The sequence below is a fragment of the Candidatus Mesenet endosymbiont of Agriotes lineatus genome, from assembly GCF_964019585.1.
Taxonomy (GTDB): Bacteria; Pseudomonadota; Alphaproteobacteria; order Rickettsiales; family Anaplasmataceae; genus Mesenet.
On sequence record NZ_OZ026454.1, the window covers coordinates 474,218 to 496,729 of the forward strand.

General features: G+C 32.3%; 21 protein-coding genes and 2 pseudogenes. 15 read left to right on the top strand and 8 right to left on the bottom strand.

Annotated features, from left to right (window positions below; all coding sequences use genetic code 11):
* Window positions 1–24: 24 nt before the first annotated feature.
* On the bottom strand, window positions 25–648 hold the full coding sequence (locus tag AACL19_RS02260; RefSeq protein WP_339046368.1) for a heme exporter protein CcmB: 624 nt from the start codon (window positions 646–648) through the stop codon (window positions 25–27).
* Window positions 649–771: 123 nt separating this feature from the next.
* Between AACL19_RS02260 and AACL19_RS02265 the strand changes: the two genes are divergently transcribed.
* Window positions 772–1,188: a TraR/DksA family transcriptional regulator gene (locus AACL19_RS02265; RefSeq protein WP_339046370.1), complete on the top strand. Its 417-nt coding sequence runs from the start codon at window positions 772–774 to the stop codon at window positions 1,186–1,188.
* Between the two features lie 64 nt (window positions 1,189–1,252).
* Here the strand turns inward: AACL19_RS02265 and AACL19_RS02270 are convergent, their stop codons facing one another.
* Window positions 1,253–1,519 carry a succinate dehydrogenase assembly factor 2 gene (locus AACL19_RS02270; protein ID WP_339046372.1) on the bottom strand — a complete coding sequence of 89 codons (267 nt, stop codon included), beginning with the start codon at window positions 1,517–1,519 and terminating at the stop codon, window positions 1,253–1,255.
* A 90-nt stretch (window positions 1,520–1,609) separates the two neighbouring features.
* On the opposite strand from AACL19_RS02270, the gene rseP reads away from it, so the two are divergent.
* The 7 genes and pseudogenes from rseP to AACL19_RS02305 all read left to right on the top strand — a co-directional run bounded on the left by rseP (window position 1,610) and on the right by AACL19_RS02305 (window position 8,654).
* On the top strand, window positions 1,610–2,725 hold the full coding sequence (rseP, locus tag AACL19_RS02275; RefSeq protein WP_339046374.1) for an RIP metalloprotease RseP: 1,116 nt from the start codon (window positions 1,610–1,612) through the stop codon (window positions 2,723–2,725).
* Window positions 2,722–4,998: an outer membrane protein assembly factor BamA gene (bamA, locus tag AACL19_RS02280; RefSeq protein ID WP_339046376.1), complete on the top strand. Its 2,277-nt coding sequence runs from the start codon at window positions 2,722–2,724 to the stop codon at window positions 4,996–4,998. The genes rseP and bamA overlap by 4 nt, the downstream gene beginning before the upstream one ends.
* Window position 4,999: 1 nt before the next feature.
* On the top strand, window positions 5,000–5,554 hold the full coding sequence (locus AACL19_RS02285; RefSeq protein WP_339046378.1) for an OmpH family outer membrane protein: 555 nt from the start codon (window positions 5,000–5,002) through the stop codon (window positions 5,552–5,554).
* Window positions 5,555–5,559: 5 nt separating this feature from the next.
* Window positions 5,560–6,012: a 3-hydroxyacyl-ACP dehydratase FabZ gene (gene fabZ, locus AACL19_RS02290; RefSeq protein WP_339046647.1), complete on the top strand. Its 453-nt coding sequence runs from the start codon at window positions 5,560–5,562 to the stop codon at window positions 6,010–6,012.
* Window positions 5,978–7,489, top strand: coding sequence for a bifunctional phosphoribosylaminoimidazolecarboxamide formyltransferase/IMP cyclohydrolase (gene purH / locus AACL19_RS02295; protein ID WP_339046379.1), 1,512 nt, complete (start codon window positions 5,978–5,980; stop codon window positions 7,487–7,489). Before fabZ ends, purH begins: the two co-directional genes overlap by 35 nt.
* Before the next feature lie 167 nt (window positions 7,490–7,656).
* Window positions 7,657–8,313 (top strand): annotated as a pseudogene (locus AACL19_RS02300) (IS5 family transposase).
* Window positions 8,314–8,531: 218 nt separating this feature from the next.
* Window positions 8,532–8,654 (top strand): hypothetical protein, encoded by a 123-nt coding sequence (locus AACL19_RS02305; protein ID WP_339046381.1) that lies wholly within the window; start codon window positions 8,532–8,534, stop codon window positions 8,652–8,654.
* A gap of 1,042 nt (window positions 8,655–9,696) precedes the next feature.
* Here the strand turns inward: AACL19_RS02305 and AACL19_RS02310 are convergent.
* On the bottom strand, window positions 9,697–11,115 hold the full coding sequence (locus AACL19_RS02310; protein WP_339046383.1) for an ankyrin repeat domain-containing protein: 1,419 nt from the start codon (window positions 11,113–11,115) through the stop codon (window positions 9,697–9,699).
* A 149-nt stretch (window positions 11,116–11,264) separates the two neighbouring features.
* Between AACL19_RS02310 and AACL19_RS02315 the strand changes: the two genes are divergently transcribed.
* The 5 genes from AACL19_RS02315 to AACL19_RS02335 are packed head-to-tail and all read left to right on the top strand — an operon-like array spanning window position 11,265 to window position 13,064.
* Window positions 11,265–11,531: a monovalent cation/H+ antiporter complex subunit F gene (locus AACL19_RS02315; protein WP_339046385.1), complete on the top strand. Its 267-nt coding sequence runs from the start codon at window positions 11,265–11,267 to the stop codon at window positions 11,529–11,531.
* Window positions 11,528–11,824: a monovalent cation/H(+) antiporter subunit G gene (mnhG, locus tag AACL19_RS02320; RefSeq protein WP_339046387.1), complete on the top strand. Its 297-nt coding sequence runs from the start codon at window positions 11,528–11,530 to the stop codon at window positions 11,822–11,824. Before AACL19_RS02315 ends, mnhG begins: the two co-directional genes overlap by 4 nt.
* Window positions 11,799–12,347 carry a DUF4040 domain-containing protein gene (locus AACL19_RS02325; protein ID WP_339046389.1) on the top strand — a complete coding sequence of 183 codons (549 nt, stop codon included), beginning with the start codon at window positions 11,799–11,801 and terminating at the stop codon, window positions 12,345–12,347. The genes mnhG and AACL19_RS02325 overlap by 26 nt, the downstream gene beginning before the upstream one ends.
* Entirely contained in the window at window positions 12,340–12,759 is a 420-nt protein-coding gene (locus AACL19_RS02330) for a Na(+)/H(+) antiporter subunit B (RefSeq protein WP_339046649.1), read from the top strand. The genes AACL19_RS02325 and AACL19_RS02330 overlap by 8 nt, the downstream gene beginning before the upstream one ends.
* Entirely contained in the window at window positions 12,756–13,064 is a 309-nt protein-coding gene (locus AACL19_RS02335; protein ID WP_410519868.1) for a cation:proton antiporter subunit C, read from the top strand. Before AACL19_RS02330 ends, AACL19_RS02335 begins: the two co-directional genes overlap by 4 nt.
* 45 nt (window positions 13,065–13,109) lie before the next feature.
* On the opposite strand, the gene AACL19_RS02340 is transcribed toward AACL19_RS02335, so the two are convergent.
* Window positions 13,110–13,499 carry a hypothetical protein gene (locus AACL19_RS02340; RefSeq protein ID WP_339046391.1) on the bottom strand — a complete coding sequence of 130 codons (390 nt, stop codon included), beginning with the start codon at window positions 13,497–13,499 and terminating at the stop codon, window positions 13,110–13,112.
* A 102-nt stretch (window positions 13,500–13,601) separates the two neighbouring features.
* Window positions 13,602–14,873 carry a pitrilysin family protein gene (locus AACL19_RS02345; protein ID WP_339046393.1) on the bottom strand — a complete coding sequence of 424 codons (1,272 nt, stop codon included), beginning with the start codon at window positions 14,871–14,873 and terminating at the stop codon, window positions 13,602–13,604.
* Between the two features lie 178 nt (window positions 14,874–15,051).
* Here AACL19_RS02345 and AACL19_RS02350 point away from each other — a divergent pair, with 178 nt between their 5' ends.
* Complete coding sequence (locus AACL19_RS02350) at window positions 15,052–16,104, top strand: hypothetical protein (protein ID WP_339046395.1); 1,053 nt, start codon at window positions 15,052–15,054, stop codon at window positions 16,102–16,104.
* Between the two features lie 85 nt (window positions 16,105–16,189).
* Here the strand turns inward: AACL19_RS02350 and gyrB are convergent, their stop codons facing one another.
* Window positions 16,190–18,580, bottom strand: a complete 2,391-nt coding sequence (gene gyrB / locus AACL19_RS02355) for a DNA topoisomerase (ATP-hydrolyzing) subunit B (RefSeq protein ID WP_339046397.1) — start codon at window positions 18,578–18,580, stop codon at window positions 16,190–16,192.
* Between the two features lie 380 nt (window positions 18,581–18,960).
* On the opposite strand from gyrB, the gene AACL19_RS02360 reads away from it, so the two are divergent.
* A complete protein-coding gene (locus AACL19_RS02360) occupies window positions 18,961–20,118 on the top strand; it encodes an ankyrin repeat domain-containing protein (protein WP_339046399.1) in 1,158 nt (385 codons plus the stop codon).
* Window positions 20,119–20,665: 547 nt separating this feature from the next.
* Here the strand turns inward: AACL19_RS02360 and AACL19_RS02365 are convergent.
* Both AACL19_RS02365 and ruvB read right to left on the bottom strand, forming a co-directional pair.
* A complete protein-coding gene (locus tag AACL19_RS02365; RefSeq protein ID WP_339046401.1) occupies window positions 20,666–21,316 on the bottom strand; it encodes an ankyrin repeat domain-containing protein in 651 nt (216 codons plus the stop codon).
* 116 nt (window positions 21,317–21,432) lie between these two features.
* A pseudogene (gene ruvB / locus AACL19_RS02370) lies at window positions 21,433–22,405 on the bottom strand (Holliday junction branch migration DNA helicase RuvB).
* Window positions 22,406–22,512: the final 107 nt, after the last annotated feature.

Genomic DNA, 22,512 nt, shown 5'->3' on the forward strand with positions numbered 1-22,512 from the left:
AAATTTGATACTATCAGAGGAAAATTAGGAATGCTGTATAGCAAATTTTATTGCCGTGTGTGTGACAAATCCACTAATGATTATAAATGCAATAAAAAGTAATCCTCCTATTAGCAGAACATTTATATCATGTGCCTGAGCAATGAAGTAAAAATGTATAAACATTGGTATCATCATTGGTAAGATAAGCACTTGTGATATTGCTGCTGAATCACCATGACCTATTGTCAGCGAGCACCCAACTGCAGAAATAAATACTATTCCTATGGTATTCAATAACAAAGCTAGAATCAGCAAAATTGAATTACTACCTAATATTATTGCATCAATAACGAAAGAAATAACTGCAATAGGTAAACCAAAGCATAACCAATGAGCAAAGATTTTAAGAAAAATTGCCAGTTGAGAGGGATAATTATATATAAATATTTGCTCTAAAGTACCATCGTTATAATCACTTTCAAATAAATTGTGCATAGACATCTGTAAAGCAAAAGTTGCACAAATCCATACAAGTATTACTTTAACTTCTGGTACATCTTTAGTTGCAAATAAAGCTAAAATTAGCATTGCTATAAATAGAGCAATAATATTTATAAGATTGCTACTTTTACTTAATATTAAACTTAATTCCTTTTCAATAATCACTACTTATAAATTTGAATTTGAAATGGTATAATGTATTATAAGTAAAAAAACTTAATATTTCCATTATAATAACGGATTTTTAACCTACAACGTCTAATAATATTTAGCTAAAACGGAGAGTTTATGGAAATAGAATTGCCAGAGAATTATAAGCCTTCGCAAGATGAAGATTATATGAATCCAATGCAGCTAGAATATTTTAAACGCAAGTTATTGCTCATGCAGTCTTTACTTACAAAACAAACAGAAAATAAAATTTCAACAGTTCTTGACTACAAGGGTCGGGATAAGGATATAGTAGATATGGCATCTAGAGAATATGAAATTAGTATCGAACTTGAAACCAATGAGCGTTCTTTGGAATCGATAAAAAAAATTAATAATGCCTTAAAAAAAATTGATTCTGGACAATATGGATATTGTGAAGGAACTGGAGAAGAAATAGGAATTGCAAGACTTGAAATTGATCCTTTAGCTCTTTATTGTATTGAAGAGCAAGAGCGTCAAGAGCGATTGAATAATTTTAGTAAGGACAAGTAAATCTTATAGTTTTGCAAGTATTTAAAGATGGTAAGAAGTTATATTTCTTTGAGTAATATTAAAACTATAAAAAAAATGAGCTGTTAAACTTAACAATAGAATTCATAATATTGGAATTTAATGAAATTGGTATAGTTTGCTTGCCGGTAATGTAACAGTATAGCTCATGATCATCAAGATCGACAATTTTCTCGTACTCACCCAATTCATAATCAGAGAAGTGGCCAATAAACTCTGCAGCAAACTTGCCGAGCAATATGTCAGTTTCTTTGCACCCTCTATGTAAACTCCTATACAATAGTTTTTTTCTCAGTGATGTTGTATCATTCATTTTAATAGTAAAAAAACTCACATTAATAATTTTATTGTCAAGATATGTATAGGTCAATATAATAACAGAGTTTTAACTTTCTGCTGGAAAATGATATTTCTTTCTGATTTAGCTAGTCGATTTAGCGGAGTATTATTTTACTTCTTTTCCTTTTTGCTAATAATCTCAATTGTCATTTTTATACACGAATACGGCCACTACATTGCTGCTAAAATCTGTAAAGTAAAAGTTGAATTATTCTCAATAGGATTTGGTCCGGAGGTTATTGGTTTTAACGATAAATCTGGAACTAGGTGGAAGTTTAGCGCTATTCCAGCAGGTGGTTACGTTAAAATGCTTGGGGATACAAAAGATAATGAAAAAATACTCACAGATGAAGAAAAATTACATTCATTTTATAACAAGCCACTATATAAAAAAGCTATAATTGTTTTTGCTGGGCCTTTAGCTAATATAATTCTTACAGTACTGATTTTCACTATTTTGTTCTATACACATGGTAATTATCAAACTCCTCCAATTATCGGTCAAGTATTAAATGATAATGCTGCTGAAAGATCAGGCCTTCTACCAAAAGATGTAATCATAAGTGTTGATGGACAAAAGATAAAATATTTTGAGGATGTAAAACGCATAGTAATGCTAAGTCCAGGGATAAAGTTGGAAATAAAATACAAGCGTGATGGTCATGAATATAAAACTAATATCATGCCTGAAGTAATTGACAACAAGGACATGTTTGGCAATAAGGTCAAGGTTGGCTTTATAGGAGTGTTGCCTTATGATTCGCAAAGTTTTGTTAGGCTATCTATTTTTGATGCCACTATAAAATCTCTAACTGAAACCTATAACTTAGCAAAGTTTACTCTATCTGCAATTGGACAGATTATTAAGGGTCATAGGGATATTAAAGAGCTAGGAGGGCCAATTAAAATTGCACAACACTCTGGGCAGTCAATGAAAAGAGGTTTTTTTGTAGTTTTATCATTTATAGCAATGATTTCTATTAACTTAGGTATAATGAATTTACTGCCTATTCCTATGCTTGATGGTGGTTACCTATTTCAGTATATAGTAGAAGCAGCTTTGCGTCGTAGTTTAAATCCAAAAATTCAGACATATGCAGCAGCAGTAGGAACAGTATTTTTATTATCTTTAATGGCATTTGCGACTTTTAACGATATAAGGCATATTTTAATAAAATGAAGAATATAATAGCTTTTATATCAATTTTACTTATTCCTTTTTGTGTTATAGCTTCAAGCAATGCTATGCATCATAAGGTTAAAGTGAAAGCTGTAGAGATTATTGGTAATAAGCGCCTTGATTATCAAACTATATATTCATATGCCAAAATAAGTGATGAAATTGACGACAATGACATTGATGCAATTATAAAAAATCTACATAAAACAGGGCTTTTTAGTAACATTGAAGTAACACTTGATAAGCAACAAAATCTGATAATTACACTAAAGGAAAACCCTATAGTTAATAATATAATTATAAGAGGAGATCGTGCATTAAACAGTAAGGAGATAAAAAATAATATATTAGGGCTTAAACCACTTGCTACTTTTACTGAAGCAAAATTGAAGAATGACATAATAAATCTTACTTCTACTTATAAAAATAACATAAGTAAACTTCAAGCTAAAGTAAAATATGAGATTATAGAACTTGAAAATAACAAGGTTGATGTAGTACTTAAAATAGAAGAGGGGCGCACATCTTTAGTTAAACGAATTGGGTTTATTGGTAGTAAGAATTTCTCTGATAATGAATTAAAACACATTATTTACAGCAAAGAATATAAGGCAATGAGAGTTTTTAATAGCAGTGCAAAATATTTGTCAGAACGCATCATGCTTGATAAGGCTTTGATTGGCTACTTTTATTCAAACAAAGGATACATTGATGTTATAGTTAATTCAATTGTTGAATTTGATGATAATCTTGATGCTTATCTAACATTTTTAATTGAGGAAGGAACAAAATACAGTGTTGGTTCCACTCAAGTTAATATTGACTTGCATCTACAAAATATTGAGCAAGAAATAACAAAAATGTTAAAGATCAAAAGCGGAGAGGTATTTAATGCTGAAGCAGTAAGTAGTATTGCTATGAAAATTAATAAATATTTAAATGATAAGGGTTACATTTTTGCTCAAGTAGAGCCGGAATACAATAAACATGAAGGTATTGTTGACATCAGTTATAGAGTATCAATAGGGAAAAAAGCATACATTAATAGAATAGATATCAGCGGCAATAATAGGACGTTAGACAAGGTTATTAGGCATCAATTAAGCCTTTCAGAAGGTGATCCATACAATATTCCTCTAGTTCAAAAATCCCGCAGAAAGTTGATTAATACAGGTTTTTTTGAAGTAGTTGATATAGAAAGCAATAAAATTCGTGATGATACTGTTAATCTTAACGTTAGCGTTAAAGAAAAAAAAACCGGCAGCTTGCAAATAGGTGGAGGTTTTTCTTCAGCAAGTGGACTGATGGGGAACATTAATATTAAGGAAAGGAATTTATTTGGTACTGGAAGAGAGTTATCGTTTTCACTTGAAAAAACAGCATTGTCATTTTCAAATAACATAGATTTTACCGAAAATCATATTTTTGATTCTGACGTTTCTTTAGGAGTTGGTGTATTTTTGTCTTCACAGGCTCAAAGTATCAACAGTAGCTTTAGTAGTAAGAACTCAGGGTTTATAACTAGGTTGTCATATGACATTACAGATAACTTAAGTCAGTCTCTACGTTATTCTTTTAAATATAATAACATTGCAAATGTTACGCCAAGTGCTTCTCTTTTTATTAAAGAGCAGGAGGGGAAAAATATTGATTCATCAATTGGACATACCTTAACTTATAATGAACTTGATAGTACATATAATCCTAAAAATGGCTACTTGCTTCGCGCAAGCCAGGATTTATCTGGGCTTGGTGGGACTTTAAATTATCTTAAATCTGAAGCTTCTTTTGCAGGTTTTAAATCTATATTACCTAAAATCAATGATAACATAGTACTACGTTTTAAGGGGAGTATGGGGTACGTTTTTTCTTATAGTGATGAAGAATTAAAAATAGGTCAGCGCTTTTTTATAGGAATGAACGAAATTAGAGGTTTCAGCTTAGCCGGAATTGGACCAAGAGATCCAGATACAAATGATGCCTTGGGTGGTAAATTTTACTTTGTTGGTACTACACAAGCAGATTTTCCTATAGGATTACCTGAATATGCAGGTGTTAAGGGATCATTATTTGTTGACTATGGTACACTGTTTGGCTTAGACTATAAAAATAAGGATTATTTTAGTGATGATTCTTTAAGAATCTCAGCAGGTTTTGGGTTTTCTTGGAATTCTCCTTTAGGTCCGATGAGGTTAGATTTTGGGTTTCCTCTAGCAAAGGAGCCATATGATTTATTAAAAGTTATTAGATTTTCTGTTGATACTGGTATTTAAAATGAAGCGGTTTTTAATTTTTACTATTGTTGTTTTTTTGTTATTTGCTACTGAGGGAATTTGTAGTAATAAAGATTGTGTAAAATTTGCAATTGTTGATAGAGATAAGATTCTCTCTGAATCTTTAGCTTTTCAAGATATGAAAAAGCAGGCAGATAATGAGCAAGCTATTTTGCAAGAAGACTCTTCCAAGAAAGAAGAGGAGCTACATAAAACTAGACAAGAGATATCTAAACAGCAAGATATATTATCTGAAGAGGCTTTTAGTCAAAAGATGAAAGAGTTTAACGAATCAGTGCTAAAAGTACAGCAAGATTTGTCACAGAAAAATATGGAACTTAGGGAATCTTATATTGCTGCAGTTAAAGAGGTTTTAAGTGAAGTAAAAAACATAGCAAGTAATATAGCAGGGGAAGAAAATATAGGTTTAGTGTTATTTGTATCAAAAGAAGAGCAAGTCTTTTATGCAAAAAACGAGGTTGATATATCAGATAAGACAATAAAGATCTTAAATAAGGAGATGCCAAGTATTGATATCAAAGCAGCACATAAATAATGCAATTGCCATTTAACATAAATGAACTTATTAAGTTACTGCCACATTCATATCCATTTTTACTAATAGATAGAGTGATAGAGTATGAGTCATGTAAGAGTGCAAAAGCGATAAAAAATGTTACATTTAACGAATATTATTTCTCTGGTCACTTTCCAGGTCATCCAGTTATGCCTGGGGTACTTATTATTGAAGCTATGGCGCAAACTTCTGCAGTGTGTGTTTTAAATCAAGAAGATAAAAAAGTTGTATATTTTATGTCTATTGAAAATGCAAAATTTCGAAAACCCGTTATTCCCGGGGATACATTAGTACTGCATTCACAAGTGATAAATCATCGTCAAAATACATGTAAATTTTCTTGTGATGCATATGTTGAAGATAACTTAGTTGCAGAAGCAACAATTTTAGCAATGATTCAAAATGATAAAAAGAGCTCTAATTTCAGTTTACGATAAAACAAACATTGTAGATCTTGCATCTTTTCTGCTTGAGCAAGGAGTTGAAATAATAGCAACAGGTAACACTCATAAAACATTGCTCGAAGCCGGTATTAATACTAAGGAAGTATCAGACTATACAGGATTTCCGGAGATACTTGATGGTAGAGTAAAAACGCTACATCCTAAAGTGCACGGGGGAATTTTAAATAATCGCAAGCAATATAATACTGAAATTAATCACTTAAACATTGAGCCGATAGACCTCTTAATTGTTAATCTCTACCCTTTTTTGCAAGCTTCTTCTAATATTAATCTATCTGAGGAACAAGTAATAGAGCAGATAGATATAGGTGGCGTTGCACTGACGAGAGCAGCGGCAAAGAACTTTCATTTTGTAACCATAATTTCTGAAGTTGGCGATTATTTAACTCTTAAAGAACAAATGAAAAGTAATTATGGTAGTACTAAGCTTGAATATAGAAAGCAGCTCGCTGCTAAGGCTTTTGCTATAACGTCTAGCTATGATTCCTATATCTATAATTGGCTAGAGAATAAAAGTGATGATTTACCGAAGTTTTTTATATCTCATGGACAAAAGGTACAAGATTTAAGATGCGGTGAAAACCCACACCAAAAGGCTGCTTTTTACAGTGATAAGTTCATTCAATATCCGCTGGAGAAGTATTATGGTAGCAGAGATTTAAGCTATAATAACATAGTAGATATGGAAGCTGCTATAAAAATAGTAGCTGAATTTAAAGAACCGGCAGCTGCTATAATTAAGCATACAAATCCTTGTGGAGTGGCATTTGGAAATGATATTTTTAATGCTTATAAAAAAGCTTTACTTTGTGATGAAGTTAGTAGTTTTGGTGGCGTAGTTGCATTCAATAGAGAGATAGAGTTAGGATTGGCAGAGGAATTGAGCAAAATGTTTATAGAGGTAGTAATAGTACCGTCTATAAACAAAGAAGCACTCGCAGTTTTACAAAAAAAGAAAAACCTGCGCATCATCATTTCTAAATCATATAAGCAAAATAAATATAATATTAAAAATGTTACTGGTGGTTTTCTCGTTCAAGAAAATGACCTGCATCAATTAACAATAAAAGAAATGAAACAAGTAACCAGGCGCTTTGCTACAGAAGTAGAGGGAAGAGAATTACTTTTTGCATGGAAGGTGTGTAAATATGTAAAATCAAACGCTATTGTTATTGCAAAAAACCAAAGTGCTATTGGCATAGGTGCAGGGCAAATGAGTAGAATTGATAGTGTTAAAATTGCAATTGAAAAAGCTAGAAATTGTCAAGGAGCAGTTTTAGCTTCAGATGCATTTTTTCCCTTTCCAGATAGCATAATACAAAGTGCAAATGCTGGAATAACAGCAGTAATACAACCGGGAGGATCTATAAAAGATAAAGAAGTAATAGAAGAAGCTGATAAAAATAATATAGCAATGCTATTTACTGGAATTCGCAGCTTCTGCCATTGATATTTTTTAGTTATGAAATCAGCCACTTAACTGTGAAGTAAAAAATATATTTAATTACGTCATAAAAACATGTCATAGCTCCAATAATGTACTACCTCTAGTGTATTAGAGCTTATCCACAAACCAAGGGATGTGTATTGTAATACTGCATTCAACATGGAATAAGGATGAGAAGAAAGTATCCAACAGATAAAAAAGATAGAGAATGGGAATGGATAGAAAAGCACTTAAAGGTATCGTATGGTAAAGGTCGCAAAAATACAATAAACGGGAGATATAAAATTTCATGTACTACGCACAGTGGCGCTGTTTACCACGCCGCTATGGAAGGCTGTGTATGAGCGAGGTGGAAAAAGCAAGGGATTTTTGAAAATATGATATCACTAAATATAGTAGGTCAAAAATTGGCAGGAGCCTGTATAGTCAGTCAGGACGGAAAAGGGGTATAAAAAGGGAGAAAAAGACATATAATCACGGATACTCAGGTTGCTATGTAGGAGCTGCAAGTGAAAATGACAGAGCATTGGACAATATGAAAGAAAAGTACAGTGATATTAAGAGAATGTGGACCGATATGAAGGAAAAGATTTAAAGGAAAAGAAAAACATGGAATAGATATTGAGATTGTCAAAAGTGCAGATTTTTGGTGCATAAACACCAGAATTGTTTCCACAACGAGATCCAGGATTTACACAAAAAGATGGGCAGTAGTTTTGCTTGGATTAATAGAAATAGGAGGTTATCAAAAGAGTATGATCTGCTAACTACATCATTTTATATATTTAGCTATGAGTAAGGCTATGTTAAGTTGGGAATATTCTTGAATTTACTGCTTTGTAAATAAGTTCTAAATCATAATCTATCCTTGGGATATATGGCAAAAATATTTAAACACCGATATTTTAGGCTCTGTGAACAAAAAATAAAAAGGTAAAAAAGAAAAGAGGTCTAATTAGTTAAAAAATGGAGAAACTACCGTATACATAAAAAAGGAAACGAATTTTTGAGTTCATAAAAAGTATAAAGGGAATACATAGCAAGAATGAAAATCATAGAAGCAATATGGTATGAAGTGGTTGCCAATGGCGACTTTTGCCGAAGGCAATTACAGACCAGTGATTTAAAAAGTGGTGTAAAAAGGGAATTTGGAGAGCATTATTGGTAAGCAATTCCATAATTGATGGAACAATTGTACGTGCTCATCTATAGGTTATGGAAAAAGCTCAAGAGGCCTTAGGACGCAAAAAATTACAACAAAAATTCATGCATGTGTTTTCATTGAAATTTATACTGTCAAAGTAATAAAATTACACAGGCTGAATGAAAAACATCTATTGTAGTGGCTGATAAGGGCTATGACAGCAATGTTTTTGTGGCTAGCCTTGAAAGCAAAGGGTGCGAATTCCACCGAAAAGGAATAGAAAAGTGCATACAATAAACACCTTTATAAATTGATTGATTTGGGAAAATCAAAAATTTCAGACGTATTTTCTCTAGATTCGACAAGACAGCTGAGGTTTATATGGGATTTTTAAACTTCGTTGGGGCTCTCTTCTCTAAATTTTATTCACAGAACTTAGTTCCTTCATTTTAGGAGTTTTATGGAACATCCATAATTATCGTAGTACCAGGAGGGTAGTTCAGGTAGTAATTCCAACCATGCATTACGCCCTCCTGTAAAGGTCAGAGGTGCAATAAACTTTTTCCCAATCTATCCCTTGCGTTTCTTATCAGTACGTATATTTTCTCTCCTCGTGGAATGTTCCCTGTATAGTCTATTATCTACTCCTGCTTCAGCTATGTACACGATACTCAAATGTTGGCAATCTTTTTAGTAAATTTCTGCCTATCTACTTTCTCGATAAAGTGTGACTTTTTTTAAATTAGCTGTTTTAGCCTATACCAAATCGAATTTATCCCGAAACCAAGTTTCATCTCTGCCAGCTGGATGCTTTTTAATGTACTCTGCCAAGGGTCTATTTTTCGTATGAAACCTATTTTGCTGTTTTTAGGCTTTCTCCGGCAGCTTGCTTTTTTAGCCATCTGTATATATTCCGATCTCCAACAGCTCCACAACCTCAGCTTTCGACTTCCCTTTCTCAACCCGCTTTTTCTCTTAACTGTATACCATTTCCTTCCTTATATACTATAATTATATTATACCTTTATTACTTGCTTTGGGCAGTACTATACCTCCTATACATCTCTCATTTATATCTCCCACAAACAACATCACCTCCTCTATTTAATACATCATTTGACACATTAGTTTCATTTAAAGCAGTAGAGGGAATTTTGTCTAAAGTAATAGAAGGTCCTTTCTTATATTCTTCGATCAAAAGACTAAACTCTCTACTATTTCCAATCATATTTTTGCTTGTATCATCTAATCTATCATAATGTTTTGCTAAAAGCCTCAGGTATATTCTATTGTTATTATATCCGGTATTTTCAAATCGCCATAACGCTATACTTGCAAAGCACTCTCCTTTATTGTTTTTTATGTTGAGATCAGTCCTTTTATCTTCTAAAAGGAGGAATAATGATTCAATATTGTTCCTGCCATCTATGATAGTTGAAAGCAATGAAGTATTACCATTCACAGTTGGAATATTAGGGTCTGCTTCTCGTGCAAGCAACAGCTGTACAAATTCAGCTTTATTCTCTCTAGCCATACAGTATAGTGGAGTTCGTCCTGAACTATATCTTGTATCTATATCATTAACTTTATATATTATACTCTCCATTAGCGCTAAGTTTCCATTAGTGTAAAACATAGGTGTTTTTCCTCTACAATCACCTATATTTGGATCTGCACCGTTATTCATTAGAATATTTACCATTTCCTTATTTTTATACAAAACAGCATGATGCAGGGCTGTTCTCCCGTTTGCATATCTTAAATTGACATTTGTACCCCTATTAATCAAGAGTTCAAATGCATCTAATTTTTTATTAAAAATAGTATTGATCAAAGGAGTATTACTATTATTACATCTTGCATCAAGATCAGCACCTGCATCAATCAAATAATTCATTACATCTAAATGTCCAAAATGAGCTGCAATATGTAAAGGGGTATCACCGTCAAATCTTATTTGATTAATTCTATCATAAAATATTTCACATCTTACATTAATATTTGCTCCATCATTTAACAGCCTTTTTATTTTATCTAAATCTCCTTTTACTGTGGCTTTAATTAATTGATTATCCTTTCCTTCTATTATATCTACAATAAGTACGTTTTTATTTTCTTCTGCTAATTGCAGTGATGTTTTCCCTTCATTATTCAAAATGTTTAGATCTATATTTTTGTTCTTTACTAATTTTTCTACCACTTTATAGTTCTGAAAGAGAACAGCTAAATGCAAAGCAGTGTCACCTTTCTTATCTCTTGCATTTATATTAAATATATTATTTTCTAGCATTACATCGATTATATTGTGATAATTCTCTTCTTCTTGATTATCACGCATGACACTCATAGCGCATATAGTGGACATTAGAGGTGTATAGTTATTTTCATTTTCTATAGCATTTATATTGCCTTCTTTTATAATTTCTTGCTTGAAAGTTTCTAAATCTGCTTCGTCTATTGCTTCGATGAGTCTTGTATTTAACATTTTTATACCTATAAGATTTAAATTATATTAATACATTTTAATATTATTCCTTTTTTGGAATAACAAAACTCCGTTATTTATCTGATAAAAAACTTATTTGATATTTTATGCAGATTACTCTACATTTACTTGATATTACTTAGTGCTATATGAAGTTTGTCTTTTACTGTGCTGCCTTTATTTTAACTCTTTGTATGGGTGTGATGCTTTATTGCACAATATCAAAAAAAAATGATATCTACAGTAGATTGCTTGTAGTGAATAATTTTTCAACACAAGCTATTTTGTTTATAGCGATAATGTCAGTAATAGTCCGCAGCTCATTCTTGCTCGATGTTGCCTTAGTATATGCTAGCATTAGCTTTATATCTACTGTGGCGTTTATGAAGTTCTTTTTAGATAAAAGTTTTGAATGATATATCTTCAATATTTAGGAATGTTATTTGTAGTGGTGGGTATATTTTTTGTTGTTACCGCAACAGTTGGCATGATTAGATTCCCTAATTTTTTCACTAAAGCACATGCAGCTGGTATGGTTGATTCATTAGGTTCAGCATTAATATTGGTAGGGGTTCTAATGCAAAATGAACTATCAATGAATATGATAAAAATAATGTTAATAATCTTGCTTATATGGGTTACTTCTACAACTGGTGGCCACGTTCTTGCACGTACTTGTTATAATGATCAGAATAATAAACATGATTGAAGCTATAAGTTGTATATTACTTTCGATGTTAATTATTGTTGCTCTAGCAATTAGCTTTATATCAAATCTAGTTATAAATACATTACTTATGTCAATATTTAGTATTATTATGACACTTATTTATCTGCTACTTAATGCACCGGATGTAGCAATAACAGAAAGTTGTGTTGGCGCAGGAATAAGTACAATTTTTACTTTAGCAGCACTGTCTTTAATTAAAAATTATAATGTCAAAAGCTCAGCTAAAAAATTACTTTCATTATGTACAGTGTTACCTTTCTTTGTTTGTTTTATGTATGTAATGTTGAATATTCCAAGTTTTGGCAAAGCCGACGCACTTATACACAAACATGTAGCTCCCTATTATATAGAGAATACCAATAGTCTAATTGGTATTCCCAATATTGTTACTGCTATTTTGGCTAGTTTTCGTGGCTACGATACGCTTTGTGAGACTGTTGTTGTACTCACTGCAGCTATTGGTGTTTCCCTCATATTAAAAAATGAAAAGTACAATGATTAAAAGCCCTATTCTGCAAGCAATAGCAGCTCTTATTATTCCCTTTATAGTTTTATTTGGCCTATATGTGCAATTTCATGGTGATTTTAGCCCTGGAGGTGGATTTCAAGCTGGAATAATTATTGCTTCAGGAATTATATTCCACGCAATGCTCTTTGGCTCCGCTGCCACTTTAAAAGCAATACCCTACTCTCTTATCAGAATCTTAAGTGGCGTGGGAGTGTTAATCTATATGGGTACAGGAATTATTACAATGCTACAAGGCGCAGAATTTTTATCATATAATGCGCTCTTTATTGATAATTTAACTGCGCAAAAAATAGGAATATTTATAGTGGAACTTGGTGTGGGCCTAACAGTATGTTCGGCGATGCTTATTATATATTTTAGTTTTGCGGTAAGGAGTAGGAAATGACGTTTATAGGCATGTATCATTATGCTGCAGTTGCAATCTTAATGACACTAGGGTTATATACTATTATTAGTAATGAAAATTTAATCAAAAAATTGTTTGGTATTAGTATTTTTCAAACTTCCGCTTTATTGTTATATATATCTTTAGGTTACGTTAAAAACTCATCCCCTCCAATACTTCAGCAAAATGTAACTAGCTATAGCAACCCACTTCCTCACGTTTTGATGCTAACAGCAATTGTTGTTGGTATTGCAACTTTTGCAGTTGGTCTATCGATTGCAGTTAAGATAAAAGAATGTAAATGATTTTTTAAATTTACTCAAAAACTAGGATCGAATCTTTAAATTTACCTATCTTCCCTTATATCTAGACTTACCTTGCATTATCCCCTGCATACTAACAAAGATTTGCCAAAATCCACCCTTTCTTTCATGTTTTAGATTCATGAGCTTCATAAAATGTTCATTCATCACCAGTTTAGTCCACTTTCCTATTGGTTCTATTACTGAGACGACTCTTGTATCATCTACAGCAGATTTATCTGAGCTATAACTTTTCGATAGCAACTGATGCTTTAATATCTCTTTTTTTTTCTTCTCTTTATATAGCTTTAAATCTTCTTCACATAATTCTTGGTCATTATCAGTTGTACTTTTACTGATTGAATGAATTTTTCTTGATACATAAAATAGCAAAATAGCAGCTATAATAACTAAATATATTATTATCTGATATGTCATAAAGTACCTTTAAGATATCAAAATCTCTTAATTTAAACCTGTTTAATTATACCATAATTAAGGAAATTTTCAACTTGAAGGTTCAGATAGCTTATATATCCGCTAATTAGCAAGTTTAAAACTTGCAACTAGTTTATCATAGCTTGGCATTTTATCTAGTTTACCTATTGCTGCTACAGTTATATTTTCATGTTGAGATAATAAAAATTCCAAATTTTCTTTCACTTCTTTAGTGCCAATAGAAAATATCTTATCTAATATCTCTTCTGTGCTTAAGTAACGATTATGATAAGAATAACAATGTCCCAACACATCAGCACGGGTGTAGTTACTTTCTCTTGACATAAGTACACTAGACTTAATTTTAGCATGGGCTCTAGTTATTTCTTCCTCTTTCAAGTCATCTAGTAATTTTTCTAGCTCCTTAGCAATAGTGCTTAAAAGTTTTGGTAGATTATTGCTATCTGTTCCTGCATAGATGGAAAAAATACCAGTATCACGATAAGTTGAATGGTAAGAACCAACATCGTAAGCTAAACCTTGCTTTTCTCTTACCTCCTGGAAAAGACGTGAAGACATTCCACTACCTAAAATAGAATCTAAAACTAACATAGTATAATATTTATCATCATAATAAGAAACACTGGGAAATCCAATTAAGATATTAACTTGCTCTAAATCCCTAGTTTCTAAGTATTCGCCACCTGTATAATTTGGCTTTTGCAGCTCACAACGTTTTTTACCTTTGATTTTTGCAAGTATTGGCCCAGCTAAAGATACAACTTCATCATGGCTTATGTTGCCTGAAACAGCAAAGATCATATTGTTGCTGTAATAATATTCTTGTGTATAGTTAAATAAATCTTCACGAGAGAAAGCTTTCACTGTCTCTGGAGAACCTAATATTGAGTGCCCAAAGGATTGTCTACTATAAGCTGTTTCCATATACTTATCAGATATAATATCATTTGGAGAGTCATTAGTTCTGTAAATCTCTTGCAAAACCACACCTTTCTCGCGTTCTATTTCATCCTCAGGAAAAGTCGAGTTCATTATTATGTCTGTTAAGATGTCAATTGCAATTTTTACATTGTTTTTCAACACTTTAGCATAATAAACAGTATTCTCCCTACCTGTATGGGCATTACAGTTACCACCTATGTCATCAAAAGCTTTAGCTATTTCCAAAGCAGTTCTGGCCTTTGTACCTTTAAATGCCATATGCTCAAGAAAATGTGATATACCCTTGTTCTTTTCGTCCTCAAACCTGCTACCTACATTCACCCAAAGGCTTAAAACAACAGACTCTACACTAGGCAAAAAGTCAGTTACAATACGAAGGTTATTTTCTAATGTAGTAATTTTTGGCATCATTTTAAATTATACTTAAATATCTAATATAGATATAGGGCTATAGTAGAATGAATACAATTTAAATTACGATTAGACTCAAATTTTACGAATTTCCAATTCATACTATCATTAAATATACTTTGCTTATTTAAAGATTTAATATATTATATTTATAAGTAAATTATCAAAGGGGATAATAATGTTAAGCACTGACAAATTAGCTAACTATAGTAATATACTAGCCTCTGTTGAGAAGTTAACACACAAGGAAACAAAAGCAGACACAATAGAAGCTTTAAATAACTTATCAGATAAGCAATTACAAACAGTTAACAGTCGTTCAGATATACTGGATAAAATCTTAAGAGGTATTGAGTGCTTTAATCAGAAGAACAATAAGAGCACAGGTAATTTTTATTACAAAGATCCAATAAATAGGATAATTAACCTTTTTTCTCAAGGTGGATATGATAGATTAATAAACACCAATTCTAATATATTAGAATTATTAATTAGCTATGGTGGTAACTTGAATAATTTCTTGCACTTAAATGATGATAAGTTTCACTGTTTAATAGCAAATGAGGATTTCTGTAAAGTTTTATTAAAAGCTGGTCACATGGATGATTTTTTAGAGATATCATATCGTGATACTAGAATAAGTAATGAAAATTTTAAGAGATATATTAATAATCAAGATTTAATTTTAGTATGCTGCTTTACTAGTAATGATATCGGTACTCATTTTACTTGTTCATTAAGAGCTCTAATGGTTAATCCTAACAGAAATAGTATGATAGATAAGCTATACTCTCTAGAGCAGCAAGGCAAATTATATTGTGACAAAAAAAGCTTAGATTTAATTCTTCTTAACTTACCAATTATTAAGCAGTTAGTGTGTAATGATGCTAGTGGCAATGTTATTGAAACATTAAAAAGTTATAATTACGCAAAAATAGCACTTTTACTTAAATCGGCGCAAGAGAATATCCAACAAAAAACCGGTATGAAAGTATCCTTCGTAAAGTGTCCTAACCCAGAAGAGAAGTATTATTCTCCAAGAGTAGATTCAGATACACTTAAAATTTCATGTATTACAACATTAATTAAGAATGAACATGAGCTTTCTGATGAGAAGGTACAGTCTTTTCACAAGGCAGTAAGAAATAAAAGTATAGAAGCACAAGAAGAAGGAAAATTAAACAATCCACAAATTACCCAAGCCATATCTAATGTACAATCTTTAACTTAAAATTTTGCAATGCAGATTTCTTTGCATTGCATATTTTTACCTTAAACCTCTAAAGTTGAATATAAATTCTCTAAATTAAAAAAATCTAAATATCAATATTTGCAGCATTTAAGGCATTATTATTAATAAAATCACGTCGTGGTTCAACTATATCTCCCATAAGGGTTGAAAAAATAGCATTTGCTGCTTCACAGTCTGAGATCTTGACCTGCAGTAAAGTTCTAGTTTCAGGATTTAATGTTGTATCCCATAACTGATCTGCATTCATCTCACCCAAACCCTTAAACCTTTGCAGTGTTAATCCCTTTTGACCATATTCCATAATTGACTTTATAAGTGAGCTAGGGGAAGTGATTTTAGTCGAAGAGTCCTGTGATTCTAACATTGAAACAGTATCAAATACATCAGCAATACCTATGGAATGATTCATAAATTCCTGTATGTCATTAGCTTCAAATATAGAATTATCTAATTTATATTTATCAACTAGTCCTTGGTGCAGTCTTGAAATATTAACTGAACCATTGATTCCTGTTTCCACGTTCCACTCATATTCACTAAAGATATTATTTAAGTACTCCGATATCTTTTCAGATGAAGATAAACCATCTTTCTTATAAAAAAACAGAAGTGACTCCAGCACATCCTGTGGCACTACTCTCGAGTAATTCTTACTTATGTTAGAGATGTAAAAACATTTATCTAAAATAGAACGGAGGTCATTACCGGAATATGTGGTATTACTATTTAACGTTAGTTTTTTTACGGCAGAATTAATAAGATAATCATTCATTAATCCATCATCTTTGATATACATTTCCTTACCGCTTTTCGTTATTTTATACAGCGGTGGTTGTGCAATGTATAAATATCCTCTTTCAATTATCTCACACATGTAGCGAAAAAAGAAAGTTAAAAGCAGAGTTCTAATATGCGAACCGTCAATGTCCGCATCTGTCATAATAATAATTTTGTGATACCTAGTTTTATCAATATCAAAACCATCATTTCCGATGCCAGCTCCAATTGCAGTAATAAGAGAGCCTATTTCTGCTGATGAGAAAACACGATCTAAAGCTACGCGTTCAACATTTAATATTTTTCCTCTAAGTGCAAGCACAGCCTGTGTTTTACGATTTCTTCCTTGTTTAGCAGAACCACCTGCTGAATTTCCTTCCACTATAAACAATTCTGATAACTCAGGTGCTTTCTCTTGGCAATCAGCAAGTTTTCCTGGTAAGGTTGCAATCTCAAGACCGCTTTTGCTTCTTACTAAATCACGTGCTCTGCGTGCAGCCTCTCTTCCTTTTGCTGATTTAATTACTCTTTCAATTACACTAACTGCAAGTTTTGGATTGGTTTCAAAGATTGTGCTAAGTTTATCGGATACTATATTTTCCACTGCCGTACGTGCTTCAGAGCTGACGAGTTTATCTTTAGTTTGTGAAGAAAATTTAGGATCAGGCATCTTAAGAGATAGAACACAAGTCAGCCCCTCTCTTACATCTTCACCTGTTAAAGTAACCTTTGCTTTTTTTAAATGCCCTTCATTGGTTGCATAATTATTGATGCATCGAGTCAGTGCAGAACGAAAGCCGGCTAAATGAGTTCCTCCATCTTTTTGCCTGATGTTGTTTGTAAAACACAACATGTTCTCGTAATATGAATCATTCCATTCCATTGAAATTTCAAGTGCAATGCCAGTTTCTGATGAAGTATCATAAAAACTAATTACTTTTGTAACAGGAGTTTTGCTTCTATCTAAATACTGCACAAACCCTGCAGTACCAGAATCTTCTGTTTTTCCGTCCTTTTTATTAAAATCTGATTTAAGTGATGGATCTTTACGCAGATCTTGTAAGGCAATACTGATATTTGCATTTAAAAAGGCCAGCTCCCGTATACGGTTTTCAAGTGTTGAAAAACTGAAATCTACATTACTGAATGTTTCAATTGATGGCATAAAAGTGACTTTAGTTCCTGTCTTACTTACACTTTCATTTACAACTTTAAGAGGAGCAATCGCGTCACCATTTTCAAAACGCATGTGGTATTCTTTCTTATCACGCCAAATAACCAATTCAAGCCAGGTAGATAATGCATTTACTACAGATACACCAACACCATGAAGCCCTCCAGACACCTTATAGCTATTGTTATCGAATTTACCTCCAGCATGCAGTTGTGTCATTATCACCTCTGCTGCCGATATATTTTCCTCTTCATGAATATCTGTTGGTATACCACGGCCATTGTCAACTACAGTTACAGAGCCATTGGTGTTAATTGTAATTTCAATTTTATTGCAATAACCGGCAAGTGCTTCATCTATTGCGTTATCTATAACTTCATATACCATATGGTGTAGGCCAGAACCGTCATCGGTGTCTCCAATATACATACCTGGTCTTTTTCTTACGGCATCAAGGCCTCTAAGAATTTTTATGGAATCAGCATTATAATTATTGTCTGTCATTACTTTATTTAATTAGTTTTTTAAGTATTGCACTAAATACAGAAATTATCAACCTGCTTCTTAATTAGAACTAGAAAGAACAGATTTATAGCATATGCATCTAGATATTTATTTTCAGCATTTATAAATTTCATTATGTTAAAAGTAATTTTTACGAAGGAATTTATAAATTGACAGGTATAGCTTTTTATTTAAATATTTTCTCTGACTCCATATATAAATCTGCTCTTATCAATCTATTAAATTTTACTCCATACCGTAAGGCGTAGTCACACTAAAAGTTTCATTTCCCACTCCTTCAGTATAAAAAGTATTGACTAAAACAAAAAAATAGTTAATATATCAATATTATTGTAAATAAATTATAACAAGGGGGTTTTATGTTATCTAATGAAGAATTAAACGAACAATTATTCGATGCTGTTAAAAATGAAAATGTGGAAGAAGTTGAGCTTCTTATTGAAAAAGGGGCAGATGTTAATGCTCAAGATCGTTGTGGTTGTACACCTCTATACTGGGTATATGGAAATGTAGAAATAATGAGGCTTCTTCTTGAAGAAAGAGAAGCTGCTCGTAAGCATGTAAGCACACCTCTATGTGCAGCTATTGAAGATGGAAATATAGAAGTAGTGAGGCTTCTTATTGAAAAAGGAGCAGATGTTAATGCTCAAGGTGAATGTGGTAACACACCTCTACACCTGGCTGCTAAAAATGGCCATACTGACGTGGCTCAGTTTCTTATTGGAAATGGAGCAGATGTTAGTGCTCAAGATGAATATGGTAACACACCTCTACACCTGGCTGCTAAAAATGGCCATACTGACGTGGCTCGGTTTCTTATTGGAAATGGAGCAGATGTTGATGCTCAAAGTGTATATGGTATACCTCTATACCTGGCTGTTGAAAGAGGAAATATAGAAGTCTTCTTCCTACTTCTACTTTATGGCGCTGATATAAGTGCAGAAGATAGATGGAAAATAAATAGAAAACCACTTACTAGCTGTTTAGCTGAATTTGAGCAAATAAAAGCAACGCCTCACTTAGGTGGGCTGATAGAAGCATATAAGAGTGGAGATAAAAAGGCCATTTCACAATATATAGATAATGCAAAAAATCAAGAAGCATTGGTTGCAAAATATAAAGGAATAAAAGAACGCTGCACTAATGAACAATTATCTTTTGTGCCTGAGTATTTATGTGATTTTGTTAAGCATATCACCCTGAAATTTTTAAAATCTCACATAGACGAAAAAACTATGGCATCTTACTTGAGTGAGTCAAAAGATGACATAAAAATAATTAAGCTGCAAAACAATAAGACAAGAGCTGTATATGAGCTATTACCTAAAATTGCATCAGAAAAAATAGTTTCATATTCTGATAATGATACGAAAGAAAACGTATTACTAGCTTTAAGCAAAAAAGCAGATGTGTTTTTAAATGAATTAAAAAATATTTATCAAAGTCCAAATGCACCATTAGCTCAACCTCAATTGGAAGAAATAGATCCTTCAGCAAAACTCCAATGTAATTTATGAAGATTCAAATCATGATATATCAGCTGTGGGTAGGATTTTAAAATTTTTGAAAAAAAACTCAAAAAAGTGCAATTTTCTGCTTCCATGATTTAAAACATATATGATATAAAGAGAGAGCCAATCTGGAGAGATTGAGGCTGTAGAGGCGGCCTTTAAAGTGGCAGATGTATAGGAAAAGAAGATCTGAATATATTGAATAGGATCTTCGGCGACCTACTGAATAGTTTTAGCTATTTTAGGCTCTTTTGCCTAGAGTAAGGGTTGATATCCTTATAGTTATATGCCTTAAAACATATAACCATAGCGCTTCCAATTATCAATTGGTAGTCCTTTCATGGTGGGAATCCGTGAAAAGGGCTAAAAACGCTCCTCTCTCTGATGTTGTTCATGTGCTTTCTCTCCAGATTGGCACTAAATCAACAATAGGTCGATTAAAAAATCAAAACAATATCTCAGATATTAGGTAGTAGTAATAAAATTTTAAAAAACTTAAATTATAAAGATTGCAAATCTTTTGCAAAAAATTAATTTTAAAGTGGAGTAAATATTAGACAATATCATCCCCCATAGAACATGTCACTTCTAGTATATTTATCATTTTATTAGGTATATTTGGTATCGTTAATTCGCCCGATGGTTGCGTATTTGGTAAATCTTTAAGTTTCCTTTTTTTAAGAGGAAGATTTTGGTCTTCAAACGCTGTACTTCTTTCTAAGCTTGTTTCTGCAGTAGGAACATCTGCAATAGAATTACTCTTAGAGGCATGCGAAATGGTCTTATGATCTTTATTCGCTTGTATCAATTTTGCTCCGCAATTTCTTTGAACATAAGTGTTGGTGTATAGTTCTAAAGGCGTTATGCCACTATGATTTTGAATACTAACATCTGCTCCATTTTTTACTAACTCGTCCATTATTAGTAGTTCATGTTTTGATGCAGCGATATGCAAAGGTCCATTGCCATCGCCGTTCAAAGCGTTAACTTTTGCACCACGCTTTAATAACATTTGTATTGTTGTAATGCTACAGTGCTGATTAACAGCAAGATGCAAAGGGCTATTTCCTCGTAGATTTATAGCATTAACATCTGCACCCTGTTTTAATAAATTCTCAATTTCTTGTGTCCTATGCTTATAAAAAGCCATAAAAAGCTTCTTATTAAGTGTAGTGTTTGATTGATTCTGATTGCTAGTTAGCATAAAACCCCCCTTAATTTTCTATTATATTTTTATATCAACAATTAATTTTTAAAAGTCTATAAAAATAATACTAATATTTTTGATAATCTAAATTTTCTCTCTAATCTGTAGATAAATTAATTATTCAAATAATTCCTTGCCTCAGGAGTTAAAATGCGCCCTCTAGATGTACGTTGCAGGAAATTTATCCTAATTAGGTAAGGTTCAACAGCTTCTTCAAGATTTCCTCTATCTTCAGATAGTGCAACTGAGATAGTATCAATTCCAACAGGATCTGCAGAGTTAGCAATAAACTTTAAGTAGTTGACATCCAACTTATCTAAACCCATTTTATCAATTCCAAGTTTTTGCAATGCATAATCTGCAATATTGTATGTGATTATATCATTACTGTTTTGCAAAAAGTCCCTAATTCTTCTTAGTAACCTTAAAGCAATTCTTGGTGTACCACGGGCACGATTTGCAATTTCTTGTGCACCTTCATTATCAATGTTAGTAGATAATAAACTTGCTCCTCTCTTTATTATACTGATAAGTTCTTCGAATGAGTAAAATTCTAAATGCACTGGAATGCCAAAACGATCTCTTAAAGGACCAGAAAGCAAGCCAAGGCGTTGTTGTTGCTCCAACTAAAGTAAAAGGTGGTATATCAATCCTTAAAGTTCGTGCAGAACACCCTTCTCCCACTATTATATCAAGACAATAGTCTTCCATTGCAGTATAAAGTACTTCCTCTATGTTACTGCTAAGCCTGTGAATCTCGTCAATGAAAAGAACATCTTTTGCTTGTAGGTTAGTAAGTATTGCTGCTAGATCTCCAGCCTTACTGAGCAGAGGACCAGAGGTTGCACGAAAACTTGCTCTTAACTCTTTTGCTATTATGTGAGCTAAGGTTGTTTTGCCAAGGCCTGGTGGACCACATAGCAAAACATGATCCATAGCTTCGCCCCTTGCATAAGCAGCACTAATAAAAATTTTTAAATTCTGTACAGTACCCTTTTGTCCAGTGAAGTCATCTAATTTTTCCGGTCTAATATTAACGTTGCATACATCTTCTTCATGTTCATTTCCTGATAGCATGGACTTCATAGATACAAGTAGCTGATTTAAAAATTAATTTCAGATTTTTGCTTCATGCTACTGATATTTCTCTAAAAAGCAATTAATTTACCAATCACAAATATCTACATAGCAAT